The sequence below is a fragment of the Pseudomonas fungipugnans genome (genome assembly GCF_029955235.1).
In the GTDB taxonomy this organism is placed as follows: Bacteria; Pseudomonadota; Gammaproteobacteria; order Pseudomonadales; family Pseudomonadaceae; genus Aquipseudomonas; species Aquipseudomonas fungipugnans.
This window is the reverse complement of the sequence record NZ_JARBWL010000001.1, coordinates 1,042,960-1,067,448: the sequence shown is the minus strand read 5'-3', so window position 1 is coordinate 1,067,448 and position 24,489 is coordinate 1,042,960. Positions and strand designations below refer to the sequence as shown.

Annotated in this window: 3 protein-coding genes (1 of these 3 only partly in view); all 3 read left to right on the top strand. The window is 61.2% G+C overall.

Translation table 11 applies throughout. The annotated features are described in order from the left end of the window. Tightly spaced (each overlapping or abutting the next), the 3 genes in view from POF45_RS04245 to POF45_RS04235 form a layout consistent with a single transcriptional unit that may run on beyond the window. On the top strand, positions 1-720 hold the final stretch of the coding sequence (locus POF45_RS04245; RefSeq protein ID WP_282315164.1) for an SDR family NAD(P)-dependent oxidoreductase. 9,978 nt of this gene lie to the left of the window's left edge; the window shows 720 of its 10,698 coding nt (coding positions 9,979-10,698); its start codon lies off the left edge, out of view; it ends in the stop codon at positions 718-720. Next, positions 717-15,449: a non-ribosomal peptide synthetase gene (locus POF45_RS04240; RefSeq protein WP_282315163.1), complete on the top strand. Its 14,733-nt coding sequence runs from the start codon at positions 717-719 to the stop codon at positions 15,447-15,449. Before POF45_RS04245 ends, POF45_RS04240 begins: the two co-directional genes overlap by 4 nt. Next, positions 15,442-24,489: an SDR family NAD(P)-dependent oxidoreductase gene (locus POF45_RS04235; RefSeq protein WP_282315162.1), complete on the top strand. Its 9,048-nt coding sequence runs from the start codon at positions 15,442-15,444 to the stop codon at positions 24,487-24,489. The genes POF45_RS04240 and POF45_RS04235 overlap by 8 nt, the downstream gene beginning before the upstream one ends.

The window sequence follows — 24,489 nt, the reverse complement described above, 5'->3', positions numbered from 1 at the left end:
GAGGACATCGCGTTCACCTTGATGCAGGGTCGTGAAGCACTGGAGTGTCGAGCTGCCTGGGTGGTGCATTCGCTTGGCGAGTTGCGTAGCGCGTTGGCCGGTTTCAACGACGGGGCGTTGGGGTATCGCGGTGATAACCCGGTGCTGGAGTCGCTGGCCCCTGCGCAATGGCCCGCTTCGCCGGATCGCGACGCGTTGCAGGCCCTGGCCGCGAGTTGGGTGACTGGGACGCCGATGCCCGAGCGTCCGGCGCTCAAGGGCCGGCGCACCCGCTTGCCGCTGACCGACTTCCTGCGCACGCCTTGCTGGTCGGCCGTCACTCTGTCCGGCCCGGCCATACAGCCCGTGGCAGAGGCTCTTGCCCGGCAGGATAACGATGTCCATGCCTTCATCCTCGCGTTTCTCGAACAACACCTGGGGCTGGGCTCCGCGCAGTTGTTGGTGGACAAGCCGCTGCGTCAATACGGCATGGATTCGGTGCTCGCGATCAGGCTTGCGCATGCTCTGGAACAGCGTTTCCAGGTGCGGCTCTCGGCGCGTGCCTTCCATGAGAACCCGTCGCTGGCGGCGCTCAATGCCCATATCCAGCAACAACCCGAGATCGCTCCTGCGGCCAGGAGCGAAGTTGCGCAGTTTCAGGATGCACAAGTCATCGCAATGCTCGACTCGATCATCCATAGCGATAAATCCCTCGACGACGTTAAGGAACTGTTGAAATGAATGCAGTTGCCACTAAAGAACAGCTTCTGGCCGCGTACAAAGCGGGAGAAATTTCCACCACACAACTGAAGAGCTTGCTGTTCGCCACTGAACCGGTGTCTCTGTCCGCTGGACAAAAAGGATTGTGGGCGCTGCACAAGACGCTGCCGGAGATCACCGCGTATCAGATTCCGTTGTGCTTTCGTTGCGACCGTGCGCTGGACTTCGAAGCACTGCAGCAGGCATACCGGCGAGTCCTGACCACCTATCCGCTGTTGACTAGCCGCCTGCGCGAGGCGCAAGGCCAGCCGAACCTGCAACCCCAGGCGGTTTCACGGTTCAGCCTGGTTCTGGAAGACGTTCGTGGCGTGCCCTCGCAGCAGATACTCGACACCTTGCATGGCTTGAGCAAGCAGCCTCTGCCGCTGGAAGGAACTGCGTTGATCGATGGCCGTGTGTTCCAGGCGGATGATGACCAATGGTGGGCCTTGTTCCGAGTTCATCACATTGTCTTCGACGGCACGTCCGCCTTGCTGTTTCTCAATCACCTGTTTGATGCCTACCAAAGTCTCACCAGTGACACGCCGTCGCGGGTCGAGCCACCGGCGGCGCACTTCGGTGAGTTTGTCGCCTGGCAAAGCGAAATGCTCGAAGGTCCCGCTGCGCAGCCACTGCTCGACTACTGGAAAACTGCACTGGAGCACGCGCCGCTGCCTCTTGAACTGACGACGGACTTCCCGCGCAGCAGCACGGTATCGTTCGAGGGCAGCAGTGTTCGTCTGCCCGTGCCCGCGGAATTGAATGCACGCCTGGAGGCTTTTTGTTCCGAGCATGGTTTGACCCGGGCGGTGTTCTTCCTGGGCATTTTCAACGGCTTGCTTAGCCGGTACACCCAGCAGCAAGACATTATTGTCGGCATGCCGACGCTGGGCCGCCCCAAAGAGTGTTTTGGCCAAAGCATCGGCTATTTCATGAACATGGTGCCGATCCGTAGCCGCGATATTGAAGTCGATAGCGCGCGTGACTACCTGCGACGCCTGCAAGAGACTGTGGTCGATGCCGTCGACCATTGCGACTATCCCTTCCCAACGCTGCTCAATGCACTGAAAGTGCCCCGCAATCAACGACAGCGGCCGCTGTTCAACATCGCTTTCGCCCACCAGAACTTCGCCAACAGCCACGGGTTGCAACAACTGGAACGTCAATATACCCAGCCTCTGGGTATCACCATGGTCGAGCAGTTGCGCCAGGAAGGCGAGTATGAACTGGAGCTTGAGATCATCGAAAACGCCGACGGCGCGGTGATCAACTTCAAATACTCGACTGAGCTGTTTGAAACGACGCGCATCCAACGCATGCTCGCGCACTATTTGCGGTTGATGGACGGAGTGCTGGCCGAACCGCTGCGCTCTCTGGCGGACCACGACATTGTGCAGGCCGAGGAACTGGCACTGTTACAACGCTGCAACGACAGCGACCTGCCATTGCCAGCGGTCGCGAGCCTGCTGGAGTGGGTGCAGCAACAGGCCGACCGTCACCCGGAAAAAACCGCCTTCCGGCATCACGAAAACACCCTTGATTACCGTTCGTTGATGCAGGGCGCGCAGGCGCTGGGGCATTTCCTGAATGCACGGGGGATCGGACCGGGCGCGAAGGTTGCGATTTGCCTCGAACGCTCGCTGGACCTGCCGCTGGCCATCCTGGGCGTTGTGCACAGTGGCGCGGCGTACGTTCCGCTGGACCCGACGTACCCCGGCGAGCGTCAGCGCTACATGCTCGAAGACAGTGGCGCGAGTCTGCTGTTGAGCCAGTCGACCATCACCCGCAACTGGTCCGTGCCCTGTGAGGTACTGTGCCTGGACAACGAGCGCGCACGCATCACGGCGTATGCCGACACCCAGGTGCCGACACTCAAGGCGCGCAGTGACAGTGACCTGGCGTACCTGATCTACACCTCGGGCTCCACTGGCAAGCCCAAGGGCGTGATGGTGCCCCACCGTGCGTTGAACAACTTTCTGCATGGCATGGCCCAGATGCTGGAGGTTGATGAGCGTGATCGTTTACTGGCCGTGACCACCTTCAGCTTCGATATCGCGGGGCTGGAGTTGTTGCTCGGGCTGATTCGCGGTGCCGAGTGCGTCCTGTGTGATGCCGCTGTGGCCAGCGATGCCGAGCGCCTGAAGACATTGATCGAACAGAGCGATCCGAGCCTGATGCAGGCGACGCCGACCACCTGGCAATTGCTGTTCCAGGTCGGCTGGCAGCCGTCCTCGCAGTTGAAGGTGTTGTGCGGCGGAGAAGCGATGCCCGTGGCGTTGTTTCAACGGTTTCAGGCGACGCCGGCGCAAATCTGGAATCTCTACGGCCCGACCGAAACCACGATCTGGTCCAGCGCCAAATGTCTGGATCATGCCGAAAGCGTGACGATCGGCGGTCCGATTGCAAACACCCAGCTGCATATCCTCAATCAGTATCGACGTCTGCAGCCGGTGGGCGCTCCGGGCGAGTTGGCGATTGCCGGTGCCGGAGTGGCAACGGGATACCATCGACTGGCTGAACAGACGGCAGACAAGTTTGTCGCCGACCCGTTTCGTCCGGGACAGCGAATGTTTCTCACCGGTGACAGCGTACTGCGCCTGGAAGACGGTGACATTCGCTGCCTGGGCCGCCTGGACCTGCAAATCAAGGTGCGTGGCCATCGGGTCGATGTCGAGGAAATCGAGACCTGCATCGTCACGCAGTGCCCGGTGCAGTCGGCAGTCGTTGTGCTGCACAAGGCGAGTGAACAAGCCGGGGTGCTGGTGGCTTACCTGCAAACCGACTGCGCTGCTGCCGAGCACCGAAAGCTGATCGCAACGGTCAAGGCAGAACTGGGCAAGCGTCTGGCGGGGTACATGATGCCGCATCGCTTTGTCTGTGAGCAGACGTTACCCCTGACCGCCAATGGCAAGATCGATCGCAAGGCGCTGATGGCTCGCGTGTTGCCGAATACGGACCGCGTTGCCCAGGCAGCACCACGCTCGGGTCAGTCGAAGATGCTGGAGCTGGTCCGGCAGGCGTGGCAGCAGGTACTCGGTTATCCCGTGGAAGATGACGATACCGGCTTCTTTGATTTTGGCGGTGATTCGGTCAGTGCGGTGCAGGTCGCGCAGTTGTTGAGTGAACAGTTGCAGCACAAGGTGGCGGTGACGCTGCTGTTTCAGTATCCGACCGTGAGATTTCTGGGGACGGCACTGAATCAATTGGCACCGGTTTCGGTCAGCGATAGTACGTCGGACACGGTTGAGGCAACACCGACGCAAACCGTTGAGCACTTGCCCAGCGCACTGGATGGCGCCGCTGCAGTCATCGGTATGTCCTGCCAGTTTGCGCAAAGCGCGGACCTGGAGGCGTTCTGGAACAACCTCTGCCAGGGACGTGAATGCGTCACTCGCTGGAGCGATGAACAGTTGCGTGAACTGAACGTTCCCGAGTCGATTATCAGGAACCCGCAATTCGTCCCGGTCAAAGCGATCCTGGACGACAAACATGCGTTCGATGCAGCCTTCTTCGGACTCTCGCCCAGGGATGCCGGCTTCATGAGTCCGGCGTTCAAACACCTGCTGATGCATGCCTGGCGGGCCTTTGAAGATGCCGGTTACATCCCGGAGCAAAACCCGCGCACGGCTGTGTACATTTCGGCCGGGCAGAGCATGAGCGGCCAGCAGGGCGCGGCAGACGCGGCGTATTTTATCGAAGACGCCGATGAGTACGTCCGCTGGCTGATGGGGCAGGGCGGCAGTATCCCGACCATGATTTCCTACAAGCTCGGTCTGTCGGGGCCTAGCGTATTCATGCAGACCAATTGCTCGTCGTCGCTGGTGGCATTGCAGGCAGGCCTGGAGAGTATCCGCAGCGGCGCCGCGGATTACGCGCTGGTGGGCGCGGCGACGGTTTTTCCGGTGTCGATGGCCGGGTATCTCCATCAGCCGGGGCTGAACTTCTCCAGTAGCGGCCAATGCCGCGCATTCGATGCCGAGGCAGACGGCATGGTCAGCGGTGAAGGCGTGGCCATGGTGTTGCTCAAGCGCGCCAGTCTTGCAATGGCCGATGGCGATCCGACCTACGCCGTACTCAAGGAAGTACATGTCAATAACGACGGCGCACTCAAGGCCGGGTTCTTTGCCCCCAGCATCGCGGGGCAGGCAGCCGTGATTGGCCGCGTGCTGGACAAGGCGGGGGTGGCGCCGCAAGAGGTCGGCTACATCGAGACCCACGGCACCGGCACTGCACTGGGCGATCCGGTGGAGTTCGCGGCGCTTAGCGACGCCTATGCAAACGGCGCTGGCGCCTTGCAATTTTGCGGTCTGGGTTCAGTCAAGAGCAACATCGGCCATACAGACACGGCGGCGGGGCTTGCAGGTTCGATCAAAGCCATCCTCAGTCTGTCCCGTCAGCAGATCCCGCCAACCTTGCACATCGGCTCGCCGAACCGGCAGATCGATCTTGAGCATTCCCCCTTCTTCCTGGTGGACCGCTTGCGCCCATGGCCGGCGCAGCAGGGGCAGGCACGGCATGCGGCCGTCAGTTCATTTGGTGTAGGCGGCACCAACGCCCATGCATTGTTTCGCAGTGCCGATGATTTGCCACGGCGCCCGGAGTCTGCGGACACGGGCCCTTATCTGGTGTTGCTGTCGGCCAGGACCGAGGAAAAACGCCGGATTGCCGCACAGCAGTTGCTGGCCTTTGTACAACACGGCGACCCCGCGTTCGACCTCGCCGACCTCGCTTACACCCTGCAAGTGGGCCGCAAGGCCTGGATCCAGCGTATCGCCATGGTGGTGAGCAATCGTGACGAGCTGCGCCGGGCCCTGACGAGTTGTGTCGAAGGGCAGGCCGCCGACGGGCTGTATCTGGGGCAGGCCGGTCGTCAAGCGGGCAGTCGCGAGGGACTAGCCCCACCGGCGACCGACATTCACAGCCTTGCCCGGCACTGGGTCCAGGGTGGCCATATCGAGGCTGATCAATGGCCAGCCGCTGGCCGTTCGCCAAGGCGCATTCACCTCCCGACTTATCCCTTCATCACTGACCGCGAAAGGCACAGTATGCCGAACACTTTGCACAACTCTGTCGAGCCCGCTCCAGCGTCCACTCCCATGGCGGCGACCGAAACGGCCAGCTATGACCTGCAAGGGGTCGTCTGCTGGGTCCGCGAAATCTCACCGGTTGGCCAATCGCAGCCCGGTGGCAGGACGGCGATTGTCTGTGACGAGCTTGAATGGCCTGGTGCACCGGATGTATTGCACATCAACCCCGCGCACTACCCGAACGAGGCCGCGCTGGCGGCGCTGTTTGAACAGCAGCCGGACATTGCACAGCTGGTCTGGCTGCTGCCTGAGGACCGCGTCGGTACATTGGCCAACATGCAGGCCGAACAACGCCGGGGTGTCTTGTGGGGTGCGACCCTGCTGCGTGCTCTGGGTCGCAGCCGCTATCAGGCCCAAGCGCTCAAGCTCACGGTGGTCACCCGCCGCAGTGTGGCGATTGTCGACCAGGACCCGGTGCTGGCGACCCACAGCGGGGCGCATGGGTTGGTCGGCACAGTGATCAAGGAGCATCCACACTGGCAGGCGCGGATTGTCGACGTTGAAGACCTTGGCGTGGTCTCGACCCCGGCCTTTGCCGCATTGCCGTTCGAGCGCAGCGGCAGGCCCTGGGCGTACCGTGCTGGCGACTGGTTCCGACCTGCGTTGCACCTGTTGGACGACACGCTGATGGGGGCGACCACGCCTGCCGGGACGACCTATCGCCGAGGTGGCGTGTACGTGGTCGTGGGCGGCAGCGGTGCCCTCGGGCAGGACTTGAGTGCCTACCTGCTGCGCAATTATCAGGCGCAATTGGTATGGATCGGTCGTAGTGCGCCCGACGCTCAACTGCAAGCGAGTATTGATAAGCTGGCGGCATTGGGGCCTGCGCCGCAGTATGTTCAGGCCGATGCGACGGACCTGGCGCAATTGCAACAAGTCTGCGCCAACATTCGCCGGCGGTTCCCCCAGATTCATGGTGTCGTGCACTCGGCAATGGTCCGTGAGAATCAGGTCCTGCTCCAGCAAACGGAGCAGGACTTCGAGCGCCAGCTCAATACCAAGGTGGCCATTGGTCTGAACCTGGCCCAGGTGTTCGGTGAAGACCGACTCGACTTCCTGTTGTTTTTCTCATCGATCAACGGCTTCTACCTGGCTCCCAACAGCTGCGCATACGCAGCCGGTGGCAGCTTCATCAGTGCGCTGGTCGACCAGCTCAACCAGCGCACTGATGGCTGCGCGAAGGTCGTCTACTGGCCGCACTGGGAAACCGCGCAACTGCGCGAGGATACCCATGGGGTGCGGCAGCACCTGGCACGGCTGGGGTTTGGTGTTTTGCCCGCCGGGGAGGGCATGGCCCAGCTTGAAACCTTTCTGTCGCAACCCTTCAAACACATGGCCAGTTTGCGCTTGACCAACGAAGCCAAGCTGCAACAGCTGAACTTCAGCGGCTTCGGCTTGCAGGCCAAGCAGCAGGCCAGCGCCGGCGACAGGGTACCGGCGGTGACACTTGAACTTGATGAGGCCCAGCGGCTGATTGAAGCTACCTACGGTCGACTGGATGAAATCGCACCGTTGTTGCGTGCGTTGATGTGGCGACAAATCGATGTCTTTCTCGGCGAAGCAGGCCTGACGTCGGGCACCCGCAGGGGCCGTTATTCATTGCAGCACCTGCAGTCGGCGCTCAATGACGGTCACTATCTTGTGCGCTGGCTCAACGCGAGCCTGCGTATTCTCGAGGACCGTGAGGAAATCACCCTTTCAGGTGACCAGGTCATTCTTTCCAGTGCCCTGGAATATCGAGTCAACAGCAGTTGGGAGCGCTGGCAGACAGTAAAGGCCGATCTTGAAAAAGACCCGTTCCTGGCATCGGTCAGCCGTTTTATCGATGTCGCATTGCAGGCCATTCCCGATGTGCTGGGCTCGCGCAAGAAAGCCACCGACGTGTTTTTCTCCAACAGTTCGATGGCACTGGTGGAGTCCATCTACAAGGAAAATCCAGTCGTCCACTATTACGGCTCGGTGGTCGGTACGCTGGTCGCGGCCCAGATCAAGGCGATTGTGGATCGACAGCCAGACGCCAGGATTCGTCTTCTGGAAGTGGGCGCAGGCACGGGCAGTTGCACCGAACACGTGTTGGCGGCGCTCAAACCGTTTGCCCAGAACATTGGCGAATACTGCTTCACCGATTTGTCGCAGCTATTTCTGCAACGTGCCGAACGTCGCTACCGCGCCGAGCATCCGTACCTGGTCACGCGTATTTTCAACGCCGAGAAGGAACCACAAGACCAAGGCATGACACCTGAACACTATGACGTGGTGATCGGTGCCAACGTGATTCATGCGACCCAGGACATTCGCACCTCGGTGCGTCACATTCAGTCGCTGATGAAGACCCATGGTCAATTCCTGTTACTGGAACTGACCGAGAATTCCCTGTTCTCCCACCTCACGTTCGGGTTACTGGAAGGCTGGTGGCGCTTCGGTGATCCGGAGTTGCGCATGCCTTATGGTCCGGCCCTGTCGGCGGCGAGCTGGCGCAGCGTGTTGCTGGATCAAGCGTTTGATAGCGTCGATTTTCCCTGTGCTGCACTGCAACGCAGTGACCTGCAAGTGGTCGTGGGCCGAAGCAGCGGGTTCGGTCTTGGCCCGCAAACGCCGCGCCGCTGGACACTGGGGCAGGCGCCCGAGTCCACGGCGACCCAGGCTCCGACGGCCAGCCCACAGCCTGCGGTGATGCGTGCCGCTGCCCAGCAGGCGGCTGTACAAATGCCAGAATCGTCTGCGTTCAAGTACGTTCTCAGCAACCTGGTGCAGGTCTTCAGTCAGGCTCTGGGCGTTGCAGGACATGACATGGATGGCGATGAATCTCTGGGGGATTACGGCCTGGACTCCATCATTGGCGTCAAGCTGGTGCAGCAGATCAATGAGCGACTCAATGTGGAGTTGGTAGCGGGGGTGCTGTTCGAATTCAACACCCTGAATCTGCTCGCCACCCATGTCGCGGGGTTGCTGCCAGCCTCGGCGTTCACTCCCGTGGCGGTTGTCGAGCCGATTCCGGAGGTCGTCGCACCGGTTGCTCCCCAGCAGCCGGCCCAAGGGCCGAAGCCGGAACACACGCCTCATCACCTTGACGTTGCCATTGTCGGCATGAGCGCCCAGTTTCCTGGGGCAAACTCGCTGTCAGCATTCTGGAACAACATTGAGCAGGGCACCGACTGTACTCAAGAGATTCCGGCGGACCGCTGGGACTGGCGCCAGTTTTTCGGCAAAAGCGATGGGACAAACCCACGCACCGAGTCGCGCTGGGGCGGTTTTATAGACAATGTCTACCACTTCGATCCGTTGTTCTTTGAACTGTCGCCCTACGAAGCGGCGCTGATGGACCCGCAGCAGCGTTTGCTGCTCAAGCACTCCTGGCTGGCGATCGAGGACTCCGGTGTTGCACTCAAACGCTTCGCGGCGAAGAAAACCGGCGTGTTCATGGCCGTCGGCGCATCCGAGTATGCGTACACCGTGCAATTGCCGGTGGGCAATCCGTTGGTGGCGTCGTCAATTTCCTCGGCGATGGTCGCCAACCGGATTTCTCACCTGTTCAACCTTCGCGGGCCGAGCGAGCACTACGACACCGGATGTTCATCCTCACTGGTGGCCCTGCACAGGGCTCTGGTGGCGATAGTCAATGGCGAATGCGAGCAGGCATTGGTTGGTGGCGTGCAATTGGTGTTATCGCCCCTTGGTGCAATCAACCTGGGTGCCGTGGGCTTTCTCAGCAGCGACGGCAAGTCGCGTTCGTTTCAGGCGGGAGCGGACGGGTTTGTCCGCTCCGAAGGTGTCGGGGTTCTGGTCCTCAAATCCCTGAAACAGGCCATTGCCGACCAGGACGATATCTACGCGGTACTCAAAGGCAGTGGCGTGGCCCATGGTGGTAAAGGGATTTCGCTGACCGCCCCCAACGCTCAGGGCATGAAGGAGGCGATCAGCCAGGCGCTGAACCGTTCCGGTGTCGAGCCTACGTCCTTGTCCTATATCGAGACCCACGGTATCGCCTCGCAAATCGGCGACAGCATCGAGATTCAAGCGTTGAAGTCAACCCTGGGCGGCGGTGCGGCGGATTGCGTCTTGAGCAGTCTCAAGCCAGTGATTGGCCACGCCGAAATCGCTTCGGGGATCGCTGCGGTGATAAAAACCGTACTGGCCTTGCGCAACCGCGTGCGTCCGGGCGTGCCCGGTTTCACATCGGCAAGCGAACACCTGTCGATGGCCCACAGCCGATTGAGCATCAGCGCGCAGCCGCGCGACTGGCCGGCACCGAACAGCGGACACCCGCGCCGCGCCGGGGTCAACAGCTTTGGTTTTGGTGGCGTCAACGCGTTTGCGATCCTTGAGGAATATGTCCATGCGGCAACAACGCTGCAAACCCGGGTCGACGAGCCGCAGTTGCTGGTCATCAGTGGCAAGCAGGACGCCGCGTTACGCCGCAGCGTCGTAGCGCTGCTGGAGTTCCTGGAAAACCACGCCACGCAAGACCTGGCGCAGTTGGCAGCCGCCCTCTGGCGCAAGACCGCGTTGCCGGTGCGGTTGGCGTTGGTGGTGAGCGATGTCCGGGAAGCCATCAGCCGCCTGCGTGCATTTATTGCCAGCGAACCGGGGCACGCGGCGCATCTGCCGGGTTGTCATTACGGTGATGAGAGCAGCCGTTCGCCTGCCTTGAACGAGCTGCTGGAGAGCCCTGGCGGAGCCTCTCTTGTGCAGGGGCTACGTGAGCAGCGCGACTACCCGCGACTGGCGAGCCTTTGGTGCAGCGGGGTGGCGCTGGACATCGAACCGTCCCTGAGCGATCAGCCGGCGCTGCGACTGCCGGCCTACGTCTTCGATGAGCGCATCTGCAAACTGCCTGCACACGCAGACGGCTTCAGTGTGCCGAGCCTGCTGAAAGCAAGTCCCGCCGAGGCGCCAACGGTGGTAGAGGAGGCCCGCCATGAGGTCGTGCAGGGGGACGCTGAAGGTCAACTGCGGTTGATGCTGGCAAGCCTGCTGCAACTGGAGCCCGATGAACTGGACTTTCAGCGACCTGTTGCGCAATACGGCGTCGATTCACTGACCGCCGTCATGTTACAGAACCGCATTTTCGAGCAGTACGGCGTGCGGCCCGGTTTGCCGCAGTTGTTGAACTGTCGCAATTTCGCCGAATTGGCCCGTAGCCTTCCCCAAGGCGCGGTGGCGGTTGCTGTGCGGCCTCTTGATGCTGTGTTGGCCGAACATCCGCCCAGTATCGGGCAACAGGGTTTGTGGACCGAACAACGCTACTTCGCACAGCAGGCCGGATACAACATTCCCTATGCGTTCCGGCTGGACGGCCAGGTGGACGCGCGACGGTTGTTCGCGGCCGCCGAAAAAACCGTTTCCCGCCACCCGTTGCTGGCGGCCAGTTTTGAGTTGCGGGGCGAAAATCTGTGGGTGCGCAACAACGCCCATCCACATCCGCAATGCACGGTTCATGACTACCATGGTGCTGATGCCCAGGCGCTGGAAGCGTTCATGCGCGAGGTCGCCAGAAAACCTTTCAACCTGGCGAACGATGCATTGCTGCGCATCGATGTATTTGCCCAGGCGCCGGATCAGGACAGCACGGTTGTGATGCTGACGTTCCATCATGCGGTGTTCGACGGCAGTTCGTTGCCAATCTTCCTGAGCACCTTTTTGGCGTTCTACGAGCAAGGCACCGAGGCCGATGTACCGTCACCGCGCAGCAGCTATGGCGCCTTTGTCGCGTGGCAAAAACAGTGGCTGCTCAGTGCAGAAGGCGCCGGCGCCCGCAGCTTCTGGCACGAGCGCCTCAGTGCACCGCATATGCTTGTGACGCTGCATGGCCAGCAGTCCGGCGACGGCGCAGAAGGCCAACCTGAAATGCTCAAGGTGGCGTTGCCGGCCCAAGCCCTCGAAGGGCTGGCACAGTTGGCCGCAGAGCGTAACGTGAGTACTTACAGCCTGATGCTGGCCGCCTTTGGCCTGCTGCTGCGACGTAAGGGTGCCAGCGGGCAACTGCGCGTCGCCACCCCGTTTTTCGGACGCCCACATACGCAGTTCGAGGACCTGGTGGGCTACTTCGTCAACTTGCTGGTGATGCCGCTCGATGTCCCCGAGGAACATGCACTGGGAGGCTGGTTGCCGACCTTGCAAAGCGAACTGCTCGACGCGCTGGAGCACGGACATTACCCGTACCCACGCCTGCATCAGGAGCTGGCACGGCCGGGGCAGCCACTGTACGACGCGGTGTTCATGTACCAGAACTGGGTGCGCTCCACCCAGCGCCGGCTGGCCGCCAGTGGGCGGCACCTGCAACCCATGTTGCAGATCCAGCAGCAAGTCGATTTTCCGTTGGCATTCGAGGTCTTCGAGGGTGAGGAGGGCAGCACGCTTTTTTGCCATTTCGACGCGGCTATTTATCCGCTGGCCCTGATGCAGGACCTGCAAAAGCAGTACCTGGAACTGCTGGCCGAAATGCCGCAACTGTGCGCGTCACAGCAGGCTCCCCAAACTGTGGAGCCAACAGGACAAGCTTCGCTGGCGACATTGTTTGAGCGCCAGGTGGCACTCACGCCTCATCAGGTGGCGCTGATTTGCGACGACCAGCCGCTGGACTACCAGCAACTCAATGAGCGTGCCAATCAACTGGCCCGTCATATCCGGCAATCGTTGCCAGCCCATGACGACAAGGAGGTGGTGGTCGGTCTGTTGCTCGAACCCGGGTCGGAATTTGTCACCGCTGTGCTTGCGGTCTGGAAACTGGGCCTGGCCTATCTGGCGCTGGACCCGACACTGCCGGGCAACCGATTGGCGTACATGGTGGCCGACAGTGGTTGCCAGTTGGTGGTCACCCACGGCGCGGCATACCAACCTCTGCAAGGGGCTTTGGAATGGACCGTTCTGGACCTGGATGCCCGACGGGCACAGATCGACGCGCAAGATGTCAGTAATGTCGCAAGTTCGCGATTTCAGGACTTCTGCTATGTGATTTATACCTCGGGCTCCTCTGGCAGTCCGAAAGGCGTAAAGGGCAGTCAGCGCGGCACGCTCAATCGTCTGCAATGGGGCTGGCAAGCGTTTCCCTATGGCGAGCAGGAGCTGTGCTGCCAGAAAACTTCACTGAATTTTGTCGACCATGTGGCGGAGCTGTTTGCACCGCTGTTGCAGGGCATAACGACGGTGATTTTCCCCGACCGGCGATTACGCGAAGGGGGCGCCGCGGCTTTTCTCCAGGTTGTTGAACAGCATCGGATCACGCGGATGGTGGTGATCCCGTCGCTGCTGCGGGCGATGCTGCAAGAGCCTGTGGCCGCGACGGCCCTGCGCAGCTTGCGCTATTGCTTGAGCAGCGGTGAGCCGCTATCTGCGGATCTGGCCAAGGCGTTTTTTGCGCTTTGCCCGCAGTCCGCGCTGATCAATGTCTACGGTTCCAGCGAAATGAGCGCGGATGCGACCTTCAAGCGCATCACGCCAGGTGCTGAAGAGCAGATCAACATCGGTCATGAGCTGGACAATGTGCGTGTGGTCATCGTCGACGAGCAGGACCGTCCGTGCGCCACGGGTGTCACTGGGCAGTTGCTGGTCGCCGGTGCGGCCCTGGCCCTGGGCTACATCGGCCAGGGTAACGAACACGACCAGCGTTTTGCGCTACTGGACCTCGATGGGGCTGGGATCAGGCGCTACTTTCGCAGCGGCGACCTGGGGTATCGGCTGGCCAACGGGGAGATAGTGCTGTCGGGCCGTCATGACCAGCAGGTCAAGGTCAAAGGACAGCGAGTCGAACTGGGCGAGATCGAAACTGCGCTGCGTGGTCATGCCAGTGTCGTGGAGGCGCTGGTCAAACAGGGCGGCGAAGACGCGGGGCTGGAGGCATTTTTGACGCTCAATGCCCCCCTCGATGGTCACACCCTGCGTGAGCACCTTGGTCGAACGCTACCGTTGTACATGGTACCGAACCGCTACTATGAGCTTGCACGCCTGCCGCGACTGGCCAGTGGCAAAGTCGACCGTCTGAGCCTTTCAGAGGCCAACGCACGCCTGCTGCCTTATGAGTCGCAACAAGCACCTGGCAGCGGCGATGCCTGCGTGGTCAGCGGTCACGAAGCCCGCGTGCTGCAAGTCGTTGCGCACATCCTTCAGGTGCCGGCAAGTGAACTCAGTCTTGACCAGGACTTCTATCAACTGGGTTTCGATTCGTTCCGCTTCGTACGCCTGGCCGATGCCTTGAACGCGGCATTCGGGGTCAACAGCTCGCCGGCTGATTTCTATCGCCACGGCACGCCACGTAAATGGCTTGCCAGCCAGGCGCTGCACAGCCCGGATAAGGGGCAGGAGAGCGAGCGCACTTCGAGCGCATTCGATGAGCCCATTGCGGTGGTCGGGATGGCCGGGGTATTTCCCGGCGCCGATGACCTGAGCCGCTTCTGGCAACAACTGTATGACGGCAATGATCTGGTCAGTGAAACACCCGCCGCCCGCTGGCGTTGGCAGGACTATGCCGACCAGCCGGGGGGTGACGCGTTGCGCTGGGGCGGTTTCATCAACGATGTCGATAAATTCTCCCCCGGTTTTTTCGGCCTTTCACCGCTGGAAGCCGAGTTCATGGACCCGCAGCATCGGCTGTTCCTGGAGTCGGCCTGGCATGCCCTGGAAGACGCCGGTTATGCACCGCGTACTTTGCCCGAGCGTGAAGTCGGTGTGTTTGTCGGGGTCAGTTCAATGGACTACGCCGGGAAATTGATGATCAACGGCGAGGTCGATCCGCTGGCGAATTTTGGCAATGGCCACAGCATGCTGGCCAACCGGGTGTCTTACCTGCTCGACCTGACGGGGCCGAGCGTGGCCATCGACACAGCCTGCTCCAGTTCGCTGGTGGCGATTCACGAAGGGGTCAAGGCCATTCGCAGTGGTGATTGTCGTTGGGCGTTGGTCGGTGGCGTCAATATCCTGCTTGAACCGCGCATTACGTTGGCCATGGGCAAGGCGCGGATGCTCAGCCCGCAAGGGCGCTGCAAAACCTTTTCCGCCGCCGCTGATGGCTATGTACGAGGCGAGGGGGCCGGGGTGCTGGTGCTCAAGACGCTCAAACAGGCGTTGGCCGATAACGATCAGATCCATGGCGTCATTCGCGGCAGCGCGGTGAACCACGGTGGCCGTGCCAATTCGATGACCGCGCCCAATCCGCAAGCACAGACCGACCTGGTGCACCAGCTGTACCAGCGAGTGGGAGTGCGCCCGGACCAGGTGAGTTACATCGAGACCCACGGCACGGGCACGCCGATTGGCGACCCGATTGAAATCAATGCACTGAAGGAGGCCTGGCAGCGCGGCGGCTATCAGCCTGCATCCGAGGCTCGCTGTGCCCTGGGCGCCTTGAAAAGCAACATTGGCCACCTTGAAGCCGCTGCCGGGATCGCCGGTGCGATCAAGTTGCTGTTGTGCCTCAAGCACAAGACGTTGGTGAAGAACCTGCACTGTACGCACAAAAATCCCCACATCGATTTGCAGGACAGCCCGTTCTATCTACTGGAGAACAGCGGCCCCTGGCTGACCGACTCTGCCAATCCACGCATGGCCGGACTCAGTTCATTCGGTATTGGCGGCACCAACGCTCACCTGCTTTTCGAAGAGTTTTCAAAGGAATCTGCTGATGAATGATCGTGATGATCAACTGATCGTGCTCTCGGCGTTGCAGCCGCACACGCTTGCGGTGCTGGCGCAGCAACTGCTTGAGCATGTACTCGCAAGGCCGGATCTTGCGCTGTCGGATATCGCCTACACGCTTCAGGTCGGCCGCGAAGCCTTGCCCCATCGTCTAGTGTTGCTGGCGGCATCCGTGGAGCAATTGATTACCCGGCTTCAGGACTATGCCCAGTCGCCCGAAGCGGCTGATCCACAGCGCTGGCGCGGGATCGCCGAGCGTGCCCAGGGTGAACGGTGGAGTGTCGAGCAATCCCGTGCTGCCGCCCACGAGGCCCTGGCCACGGCCTGGGTCGAGGGCGTCACGCTGCCATGGGCGGGGCTCTGGGCCGGGCAATCGGTGCGCCGTATCAGCTTGCCGGGTTACCCATTCGAGCGTGAACGGCATTGGGCTCAGCCGGAGCAGAGTACGCAACCCGCGTCTCAAGAGGCATCGACGCACACCTTTCATCTGAGCGGTAAAGAGTTCTTCCTGCTTGATCACCGGCTCAATGGCCAGGCGATTCTGCCAGGCATGATGTACATCGAGCTGCTGAGCCGTGCGCTGCGTGCCGAAGGGCAACCCGCGGCGCCGTTTCAGTTGCGCGATCTGGTCTGGCTGCAGCCAGTGTGGGGCAACGAAACCGGGATGGACGTCCAGGTGCGCCTGCAGTCAGTGGCAGAGCGCGGGCAACAGCTTGAGGTCCGTTCACAAGCGGCCGATGGCCAATGGGTGGTGCACTGCAAGGCCGAGGTCTGCGCGCCCTCGCGAACAATCAGCCGCCTGGACAGTGCGGCACTTGAACAGCAGGCGCGCAGCCAGTTCACTGGGGCCGACTGTTATCCGCAACTGACGGCCATGGGACTGCAATACGGTCCCGGTCACCAGTGCATGGAACGGTTGTGGGTGGGGGATTTCGGCGTACTGGTCAAACTCGATACCCCTGGTGCCACCGAGCCTCCACAGGGGGACTTTCTGGTTCATCCGGGCGTGTTCGACTCGGCCCTGCAAGCGGCTCTTGGTCTGAATATGAAGGCATCAGGCGCAGGGCCGGCAACTGTTCCCTTTGCGCTTGCGCACTTCGAATTGCTGCGCAAGTGCGAGCCGCCACACTGGGCCTGGTTACGACCGCAGCCGGATGCGCGGGCCACAGCAGCGTTGCAGTTGATCGACATCGATCTGTTTGATGCCGAGGGTGAACCGGTGGCGATATTGCACGGGCTGGCCTCCCGCGCGCTGGCCACCGGCAGCACGGTTTCCACCGCGCCATCGCCAGCCTCTGGCGCGTCAGCACCCGCATCCGCCGGGGATTTGCGTCCCGCAGCGCTTACCTACTTTCGCCAACAGTTCGCGCGGGTCCTGCGTCTGAGCGAAGACGACATCCAGGAGCAGGCACAACTGGAGCAGTACGGCATTGACTCCATCATCATCATTCGTCTGACCGATGAGCTGGAAAAGACCTTTGGACGGCTGTCCAAAACGTTGTTTTTCGAATACCAGACGTTGGGTGAAGTCACGGACTATTTCATCGCCGAACATGAAGAGATTTTACTCGGGTTGCTGAAGCAAGCACCGCAAACACCTGCCCCGGCGGTTGCCAGCGTGGTGCCTGCGCCCGTGGTGGTGCACGACGTTTCGGCACCGACTCCGGCCGCCCGTGAAGACGATGATCAGGAGATCGCGATCATTGGTCTGGCAGGGCGCTATCCCGGTGCGCGCAATATGGACGAGTTCTGGCAATGCCTGGCGAACGGTCAGGACATGATTCGCGAGATTCCGGCCGAGCGCTGGGATCACCAGCGGTTTTATGACCCGACCAGGAACACCATCGGCAAGACGTACTGCAAGCACGGTGGTTTCATCGACGATGTCGACAAGTTCGACCCGTTGTTCTTCGGTATTTCACCACGGGAAGCCATTGGCATGGAGCCCCAGGAACGCCTGTTCCTGGAATGCGCCTACGAGACGCTGGAGGACGCCGGCTACACCCGCAGCAGCCTTCCGGTGGCGCCTGGTGGCGGCAAGGGACGCAGTGTCGGGGTGTTCGTCGGGGTCATGTACCAGGAGTACCAGTTGTTCGGCGCGCAATCGACAGAGCGCGGTTATCCCTTTGCCGTACCGGGGCATCCTGCCTCGATCGCCAATCGGGTGTCTTACATCTTCAACCTGCAAGGTCCGAGCATTGCGCTCGACACCATGTGTTCGTCGTCCATCACCACCTTGCACCTGGCTTGTCGCAGCATTCGTGACGGTGAATGTGAAATGGCCCTGGCCGGTGGCGTCAATGTGTCCATTCATCCCAACAAATACCTGATGCTGGGGCAGGGTGGTTTCGCCTCGGCGAAAGGGCGCTGCGAGAGTTTCGGTGAAGGTGGCGAAGGCTATGTGCCCGGCGAAGGTGTGGGCGCGGTGTTGCTCAAGCGCAAGCGTCAGGCAATTGCCGATGGTGACCAGATCTACGGCATCATCAAGGCGTCGGTCCTGAACCATGGCGGCAAGACCAACGGCTACACGGTGCCCAATCCAGTGGCCCAGGCTGAACTGATCTCGGCGGCATTGGCCCAGGCCAACGTCCCGGCGCGTGCGGTGAGCTATATCGAAGCCCACGGGACGGGCACGCCACTGGGCGACCCGATTGAAATCACCGGGCTGTCCCGCGCGTTTGCGCGGTACACCCAGGACACAGCGTTCTGCGCCATTGGCTCGGTGAAATCCAATATCGGCCACTGCGAAAGTGCGGCCGGGATTGCCGGGATCAGCAAGATATTGATGCAAATGAGGCACGGGCAACTGGCCCCGTCGCTGCACTCGGCGACACTCAATCCCAACATCGATTTCGCCAGCAGCCCGTTCTACGTGCAACGCAGTCTGACGCCGTGGCAACGTCCAATGCTGAGCGAACACGCGGTAGAAAAAACCTGGCCGCGTTTGGCGGGCATTTCGTCTTTCGGTGCAGGCGGGGCTAATGCTCACCTGTTGATCGAGGAATACGTGCCTTCTACCGTGCAGCCACCTATTGCTCGGTCAATGCCGATCGCCATTGTGCTTTCAGCAAAAACCGCGACCGCCTTGCACCTTTGCGTGCAGCGGCTGGCATCGGCACTGGCGACCCCGGCCTTTTCCTCAATGGACTTGTCTCGCATCGCCTTTACCTTGCAGGTCGGGCGCGAAGCGATGAGTGAACGTCTGGCGCTGTGTGTGAGTTCTCATCAGGAACTGCGGGCCAGACTCGACGCCTGGTTGCAAGGTGACCAGGCGACAGCGGCGCTGCTCATTGGCACGGTGCGAGCGGCACCGGTCAGTGTATCGACCGTCGCGATGAACGATCTGCCGGCGGTCATCGCGACCTGGGTTGCGGGGCAGGAGGTGGACTGGCGTCAGGCTTATTCGCGGCCGTACCCGCAAAAAATCAGCCTGCCGACTTACCCGTTCGCCCGTGAGCGCTATTGGGTCGAGGACGAAGTCGAGGCGGCGATGGCTGCCGATGGCAATCGAGCGGCGCATCAGGTCACACAACACTTGCACCCGCTGGTGCAGCGCAACACGTCCTGCGTCGGCCAGCAGCGTTTCAGCAGCCGCTTCGACGGCAATGAGTTCTTCCTCGACGAACACCGCATCAACGGCGAAAAACTCTTGCCCGCGGCGGCGTCCATCGAGATGTTCATGGCCGCGGCGAAACTCAGCCATCGTCAGGGACACCGCGGCTCTGCACTGCGCCTGAGCCGTGTGGCCTGGCTGCAACCGGTCTGGCAGCGCACGGCTGAACTGCAACTGGACATCGAGGTTCAGGCTGAGTCCGGGACGATGGACTGGCAGCTGCGCTGTGTCGATGCACAAAGCCCTGAACGTGTGTACTGCCAGGCGAGCGTCGCCGATTGCGAGCCACGTTCGATTCAGCATGACATCGAGCAGTTGATCGCCGGTTGTAGCCGCCATCTGGGGGGCGGCGACCTGTATGAGCGTTACCGCCAGGCCGGTTATGAATATGGCGAGTCTTTCCAGAGCATCGAGACGCTGTGGGGAAGCGATGACTATGTGATTGCAAAGCTGCACGTACCGCTGGCCCGGGCAGCGAGGCTGGCCACGCCGTTCGATCTGCCTCCGTCGCTGCTCGATGGTGCGTTGCAGGCCAGTGCGGGCCTGATGTTGCCCGTTGCGAGTGCCGATCTTTCGGTGGCCCTGCCATTTGCCATCGACAGTCTGGAACTGTATGGCGCCTGCGATAACACCTTGTGGGCGTATGTCCGGCGTCAACCGGCACAGAGTGAAACGGTTACCCGGTTCGACATTGATCTGTGCGACCGCGCGGGCAATGTCTGCGTTGCTATCAAGGGATACAGCTCGCTGCGACTCAAGTCTGGTGAGACGGACGCGCCCACGCGGATGACTGCCGATGCCGAGCAGAAGGTCTATCTGTTGCCGCAATGGACCCTTGCACAACCGGCATCCAGTCCGCTAACGCACGACGTGCGACGGCTGTTGATCCTGGGGAGCGAACAGGCGGACCTGGCGCGAATCGTCGAAGGTCAACCGGACGCGGTCTGCCTGCAAGTCAGTGCCGACAGCAGCAGCGCCGCACTGGTGGCTTTGCTCGAAGGTCGGGATATCGAACACCTGATGTGGGTGGCGCCCAGCCAAAACCATTCGCCTTTTGATCATGGCGCGGTCTTGCAGGCACAGGAGGGCGGGGTGATGTTCCTGTTCAACTTGCTCAAGGCCTTGCAGCAGTTGCCGGTGGCTGGCTCTGCTTTCGAATTGACCGTGGTGCAATACGAGACCAGCGGTTTCGACGAGCATGCGATCAACTTCACTCAGGCCGGGGTTCATGGCCTGGTCGGCACCATTGCCAAAGAATCGCCACGCTGGCGAGTGCGCAGTGTCGATATTGAGCGCGACAGCGTGGCAACCCTGAGCGATATCCTGCAACAACCGCATGATCCGCTGGGGCTGCAACGGGTGCGGCGCAATGGCCTCTGGTACGTCAGGCAGTGGCTCAAGACCGAGTTCGAGCAGCCGCCACACGGCGATTATCTGCGCCAGGACGGTGTCTATGTGGTGATCGGGGGCACGGGCGGGTTGGGCACGGCCTGGAGTGAATACGCGATCGGGCACTGCAATGCGCAAGTCATATGGCTGGGCCGCCGGGCACTCGATGCCGGTATTCAACAACAGATAGACGCCTATGCCCAGGCAGGACGGGCGCCGGTCTATTACCAGGCGGATGCCTGCGACCTGGAGACACTGCAAGCGTGTCTGCGCCAGATTCGCGAGCGCTTCGGTGACATTCATGGGGTCATTCATTCAGCGCTGTCGCTTGAAGACAGCACGCTTGCGAATATGGATGAGGCGACCTTGCGTCGAGTGTACTTCGCCAAAGTCCAGAGCAGCCTGAACCTGGGCATCGCACTGCAAGAGGCGCCCCCTCAGTTCCTGCTGTTTTTCTCCTCGACCGTGGTGTTCACACCTCCACCGGGTCAGGCCAACTATAGCGCCGGGTGTCTGTTCCAGAATGCCTTGGCTGAACAGTTGGCGCGGGAGTTGCCAAGCCAGGTCAAAGTCATCAACTGGGGCTTCTGGGGTAATACCGGGGTTGCGGCGTCTGCGCACTACCGCGAACTCATGGCGCGCAACGGCATTGCGTCCATCGAGCCGGCGGACGGCATGGAAGCGTTGAATCGTCTGTTTGGTGATGATCTCAATCAGTTGGCATTGCTCAAGGTCACCGACAAGGTGCGCAACCCGCCGTCGCTGATTCCTTCCGATGAACAATTGACCGTGCTGGCCGCGCCGTCCGGGCCCCATGGTCGTATTGTTCGCCAGTCGTTGCGTGAGTCTGTCGCCGGACAACAGACGCCGCTGACAGTCCCGGCCCCGGCATCTGCCGCCACGACGAATACACAAGCGGCACCGGTCCACGAAGGGCGTTTGCTGGACGCGGCCCTGGTCTACTTCAAGCGGCTGATTGCGCAGGAGTTGCGCATTCCGGTCGAGCGTCTGCAAATCGACGAACCGCTGGACAGCTATGGCATCGATTCGATCTATTCGGTGCGGCTGGTCACGCTGTTGAATCAGTCCTTTTCCGAGGTGAGTAACACGCTGTTTTTTGAAGTGCAGAACATTCGCGCATTGGTAATGCATTTCATCGACAACCATCGGGCACAGCTTGAGACATTGCTGGGTGTGCAGACGACGCCATCACCTGTTGCTCCAGCGCCACCGGCCCCGGTCACCCTGACCGTACGGCCACCTGCGCCGACGGTGGCTGCTTCGGGGCCGCGTGACGGCGCCTGTGACATCGCGGTGATCGGCATGAGCGGGCGGTATGCGCAGGCAGACGATCTTGAAGAGTTCTGGCAGAACCTGTCCCAGGGGCGCAATTGCATCAGCGAAATTCCGGCAAAACGCTGGGACTGGCGTCAGCATTTCGATGCGCAGCGTGGCAAGTGGGGCAAGCACTACAGCAAGTGGGGCGGGTTCATCCGCGACATCGATGCATTCGACCCGTTGTTTTTCCAGATTTCGCCGACCGAAGCCGAGCGTATGGACCCGCAGTCCCGGTTGTTCCTTGAACAGGCTTATGCCTGCATCGAAGAGGCCGGTTACACCCCCGCCACCCTGTCGAGCGGGAACAGGGTCGGGGTGTTCGTCGGGGCGATGAACGCGGACTACGTCAACGGCGCCAGTTTCTGGTCGATTGCCAATCGTGTTTCCTATCTGTTCGACTTCAAAGGGCCGAGCCTGGCAGTCGATACGGCGTGCTCGTCATCCTTGAGTGCCATTCATCTGGCAATCGACAGCCTGCTGTCGGGCTCGTGCGACAGCGCGATTGCCGGTGGCGTCAACTTGATCATGAACCCGACCCACTACATGGGCTTGTCGCTGATGGGGATGTTGTCGGAGAGTGATCAGTGCCGGGCTTTCGGTGCCGATGCTGATGGTTTCGTCGACGGGGAAGGGGTGGGTGCGGTTCTGCTCAAACCATTGTCGGCGGCAGTGGAGGCTGGCGATCATATCTATGGGGTGATCAAGGGCAGTGCAATGAACGCTGGTGGTCGCACCAGTGGTTTCACAGTGCCAAATCCGGCAGCGCAGACAGCGGTGGTGAGCGAAGCCCTTCGTCGTTCTGGCATTCCAGCGCGACACATCAGTTATGTCGAGGCCCACGGGACCGGCACGCCGTTGGGTGATCCGATCGAGATCAAAGGTCTCAGCGATGCGTTTGCCGGAGCGGGTCCGGAGCGTCAGTTCTGTGCCCTGGGTTCAGTCAAAAGCAATATCGGCCACTGCGAAAGCGCAGCCGGTATCGCCAGCGTGACCAAGGTGCTGCTGCAGCTCAAGCACGCCACGCTGTTACCGACCCTGCACAGCGAACGCAGCAACCCGCGTATCGATTTCTCGCGCACGCCATTCAAGCTGCAACTCAGCGTGCAGAACTGGCAGCGCGCTTCAGTGGAGATTGACGGGCAGGTGCAGTCGGTAGCACGCAGTGCCGGTGTTTCATCCTTCGGCGCTGGGGGCGCCAACGCCCATCTGATCATTCAGGAATACGAAGAGCCAACACCGCGGGCTCCTGTTGAACCAGGTGTGGCACTGATCCTGTTGTCGGCACAATCGGCAACCCAATTGCACCAGCGCGCCGAACGTTTGCTGGCCCACCTGCAAGGCGGTGGCGCGCAGGTCGATCTGCGGGATCTGGCCTACACCCTTCAGGTGGGGCGCGAACCGATGGAGTATCGCCTGGCGTTTGGTGCGTCGACGCAGGAGGCGGTCTGCGAAACCCTGAAGGCATTTGTCGAGGGGCGTGATGTCGAGCGGGGCGAGCTGTATCAGGGCTGCGTGCAGGAGTACCGCGAGGCGATAAACCTGTTGCAGGACGATGAAGACCTGAGTCAGACCATCGATCACTGGTTTGAAAAGGGCAAGCTGGGCAAGTTGTTGGCACTGTGGGTCAAGGGCTTGCAGGTGGACTGGCGGCACTATTATGCAGAGCGTCCGGGTCGTCGCGTGAGCTTGCCAACCTATCCATTCGCCAGGGAGTTCTTCTGGCTCGACCTAGGGGCGCAAGCTGCCGCGCTGCTGCCGACACTGGCGGCACCCGCGCAACTACACCCGTTGTTGCAGGACAACCGTTGCGGCTTGGAAGTGGTTCGCTATGTCAGCCATTTCAGCGGTATCGAGTCGATATTCAGTGATCACCGCGTTGCCCAACAGCGCCTGTTACCGGCTGCGGCGCAAGTGGAAATGATTCGTTGCGCGGTCAGCGCCGCGCTGGGACACCCGGTCGACGCCGTGACGCCGATGCGTCTGCGGGACCTGGCGTGGGTGGCTCCGATCAGCGGCGAGCAGGCGCTGAGTCTGGAGGTGGTGCTCGATCGCACCGCGAAGGGCCTGCAATTCAGCCTCGGGCAATCGATCTCGGTCACCGGTGGGACCTTCCATTGCCAGGGCAGCGTGGACTTCCCTGAAGTGCAGGACCTGCGTGCGGTTGATCTGGACAGCTTGCGTGACAGCCATCCACCGCTGGGGCTGAGCACTAGCGAGTTCTACCGGAGACTGGGTGAACGTGGTCTGGAATACGGCACTTCGCTGCGTACGCTCAACTGGCTGGGGAGCAGGCCGCAAAGCGTGTTGGTGGGCTTGAGCGCCGATCCGCAGACCTATGCCGATCCGCGTTATGTGATTGACCCCGGCGTACTCGATGGGGTCCTGCAAGCACTGGCCCTGTTCGAACCGCCGGTGACCGAGGGTGCTCAGCCGTCAATTGCGCTGCCCTTTGCAGTCGACAGCATCGAGTTGTATGCGGCCTGTCGCGGCACGTTGTGGGCTCATCTGCAGCGCCAACCGGCCTTCAGTGCCTTGGGACCGAAAACCGATATCGACGTGTATGACCAGGCAGGAGGCCTGTGCCTGTCGTTGCGCGGCCTGGTTACTCGTGGTCTGGTCGCCGAAACCATGCCCTGCGTGGAAGAGGACGCACTGGTCATCCTGAGCCCTCGCTGGACGCTGGCCAACCTTTGA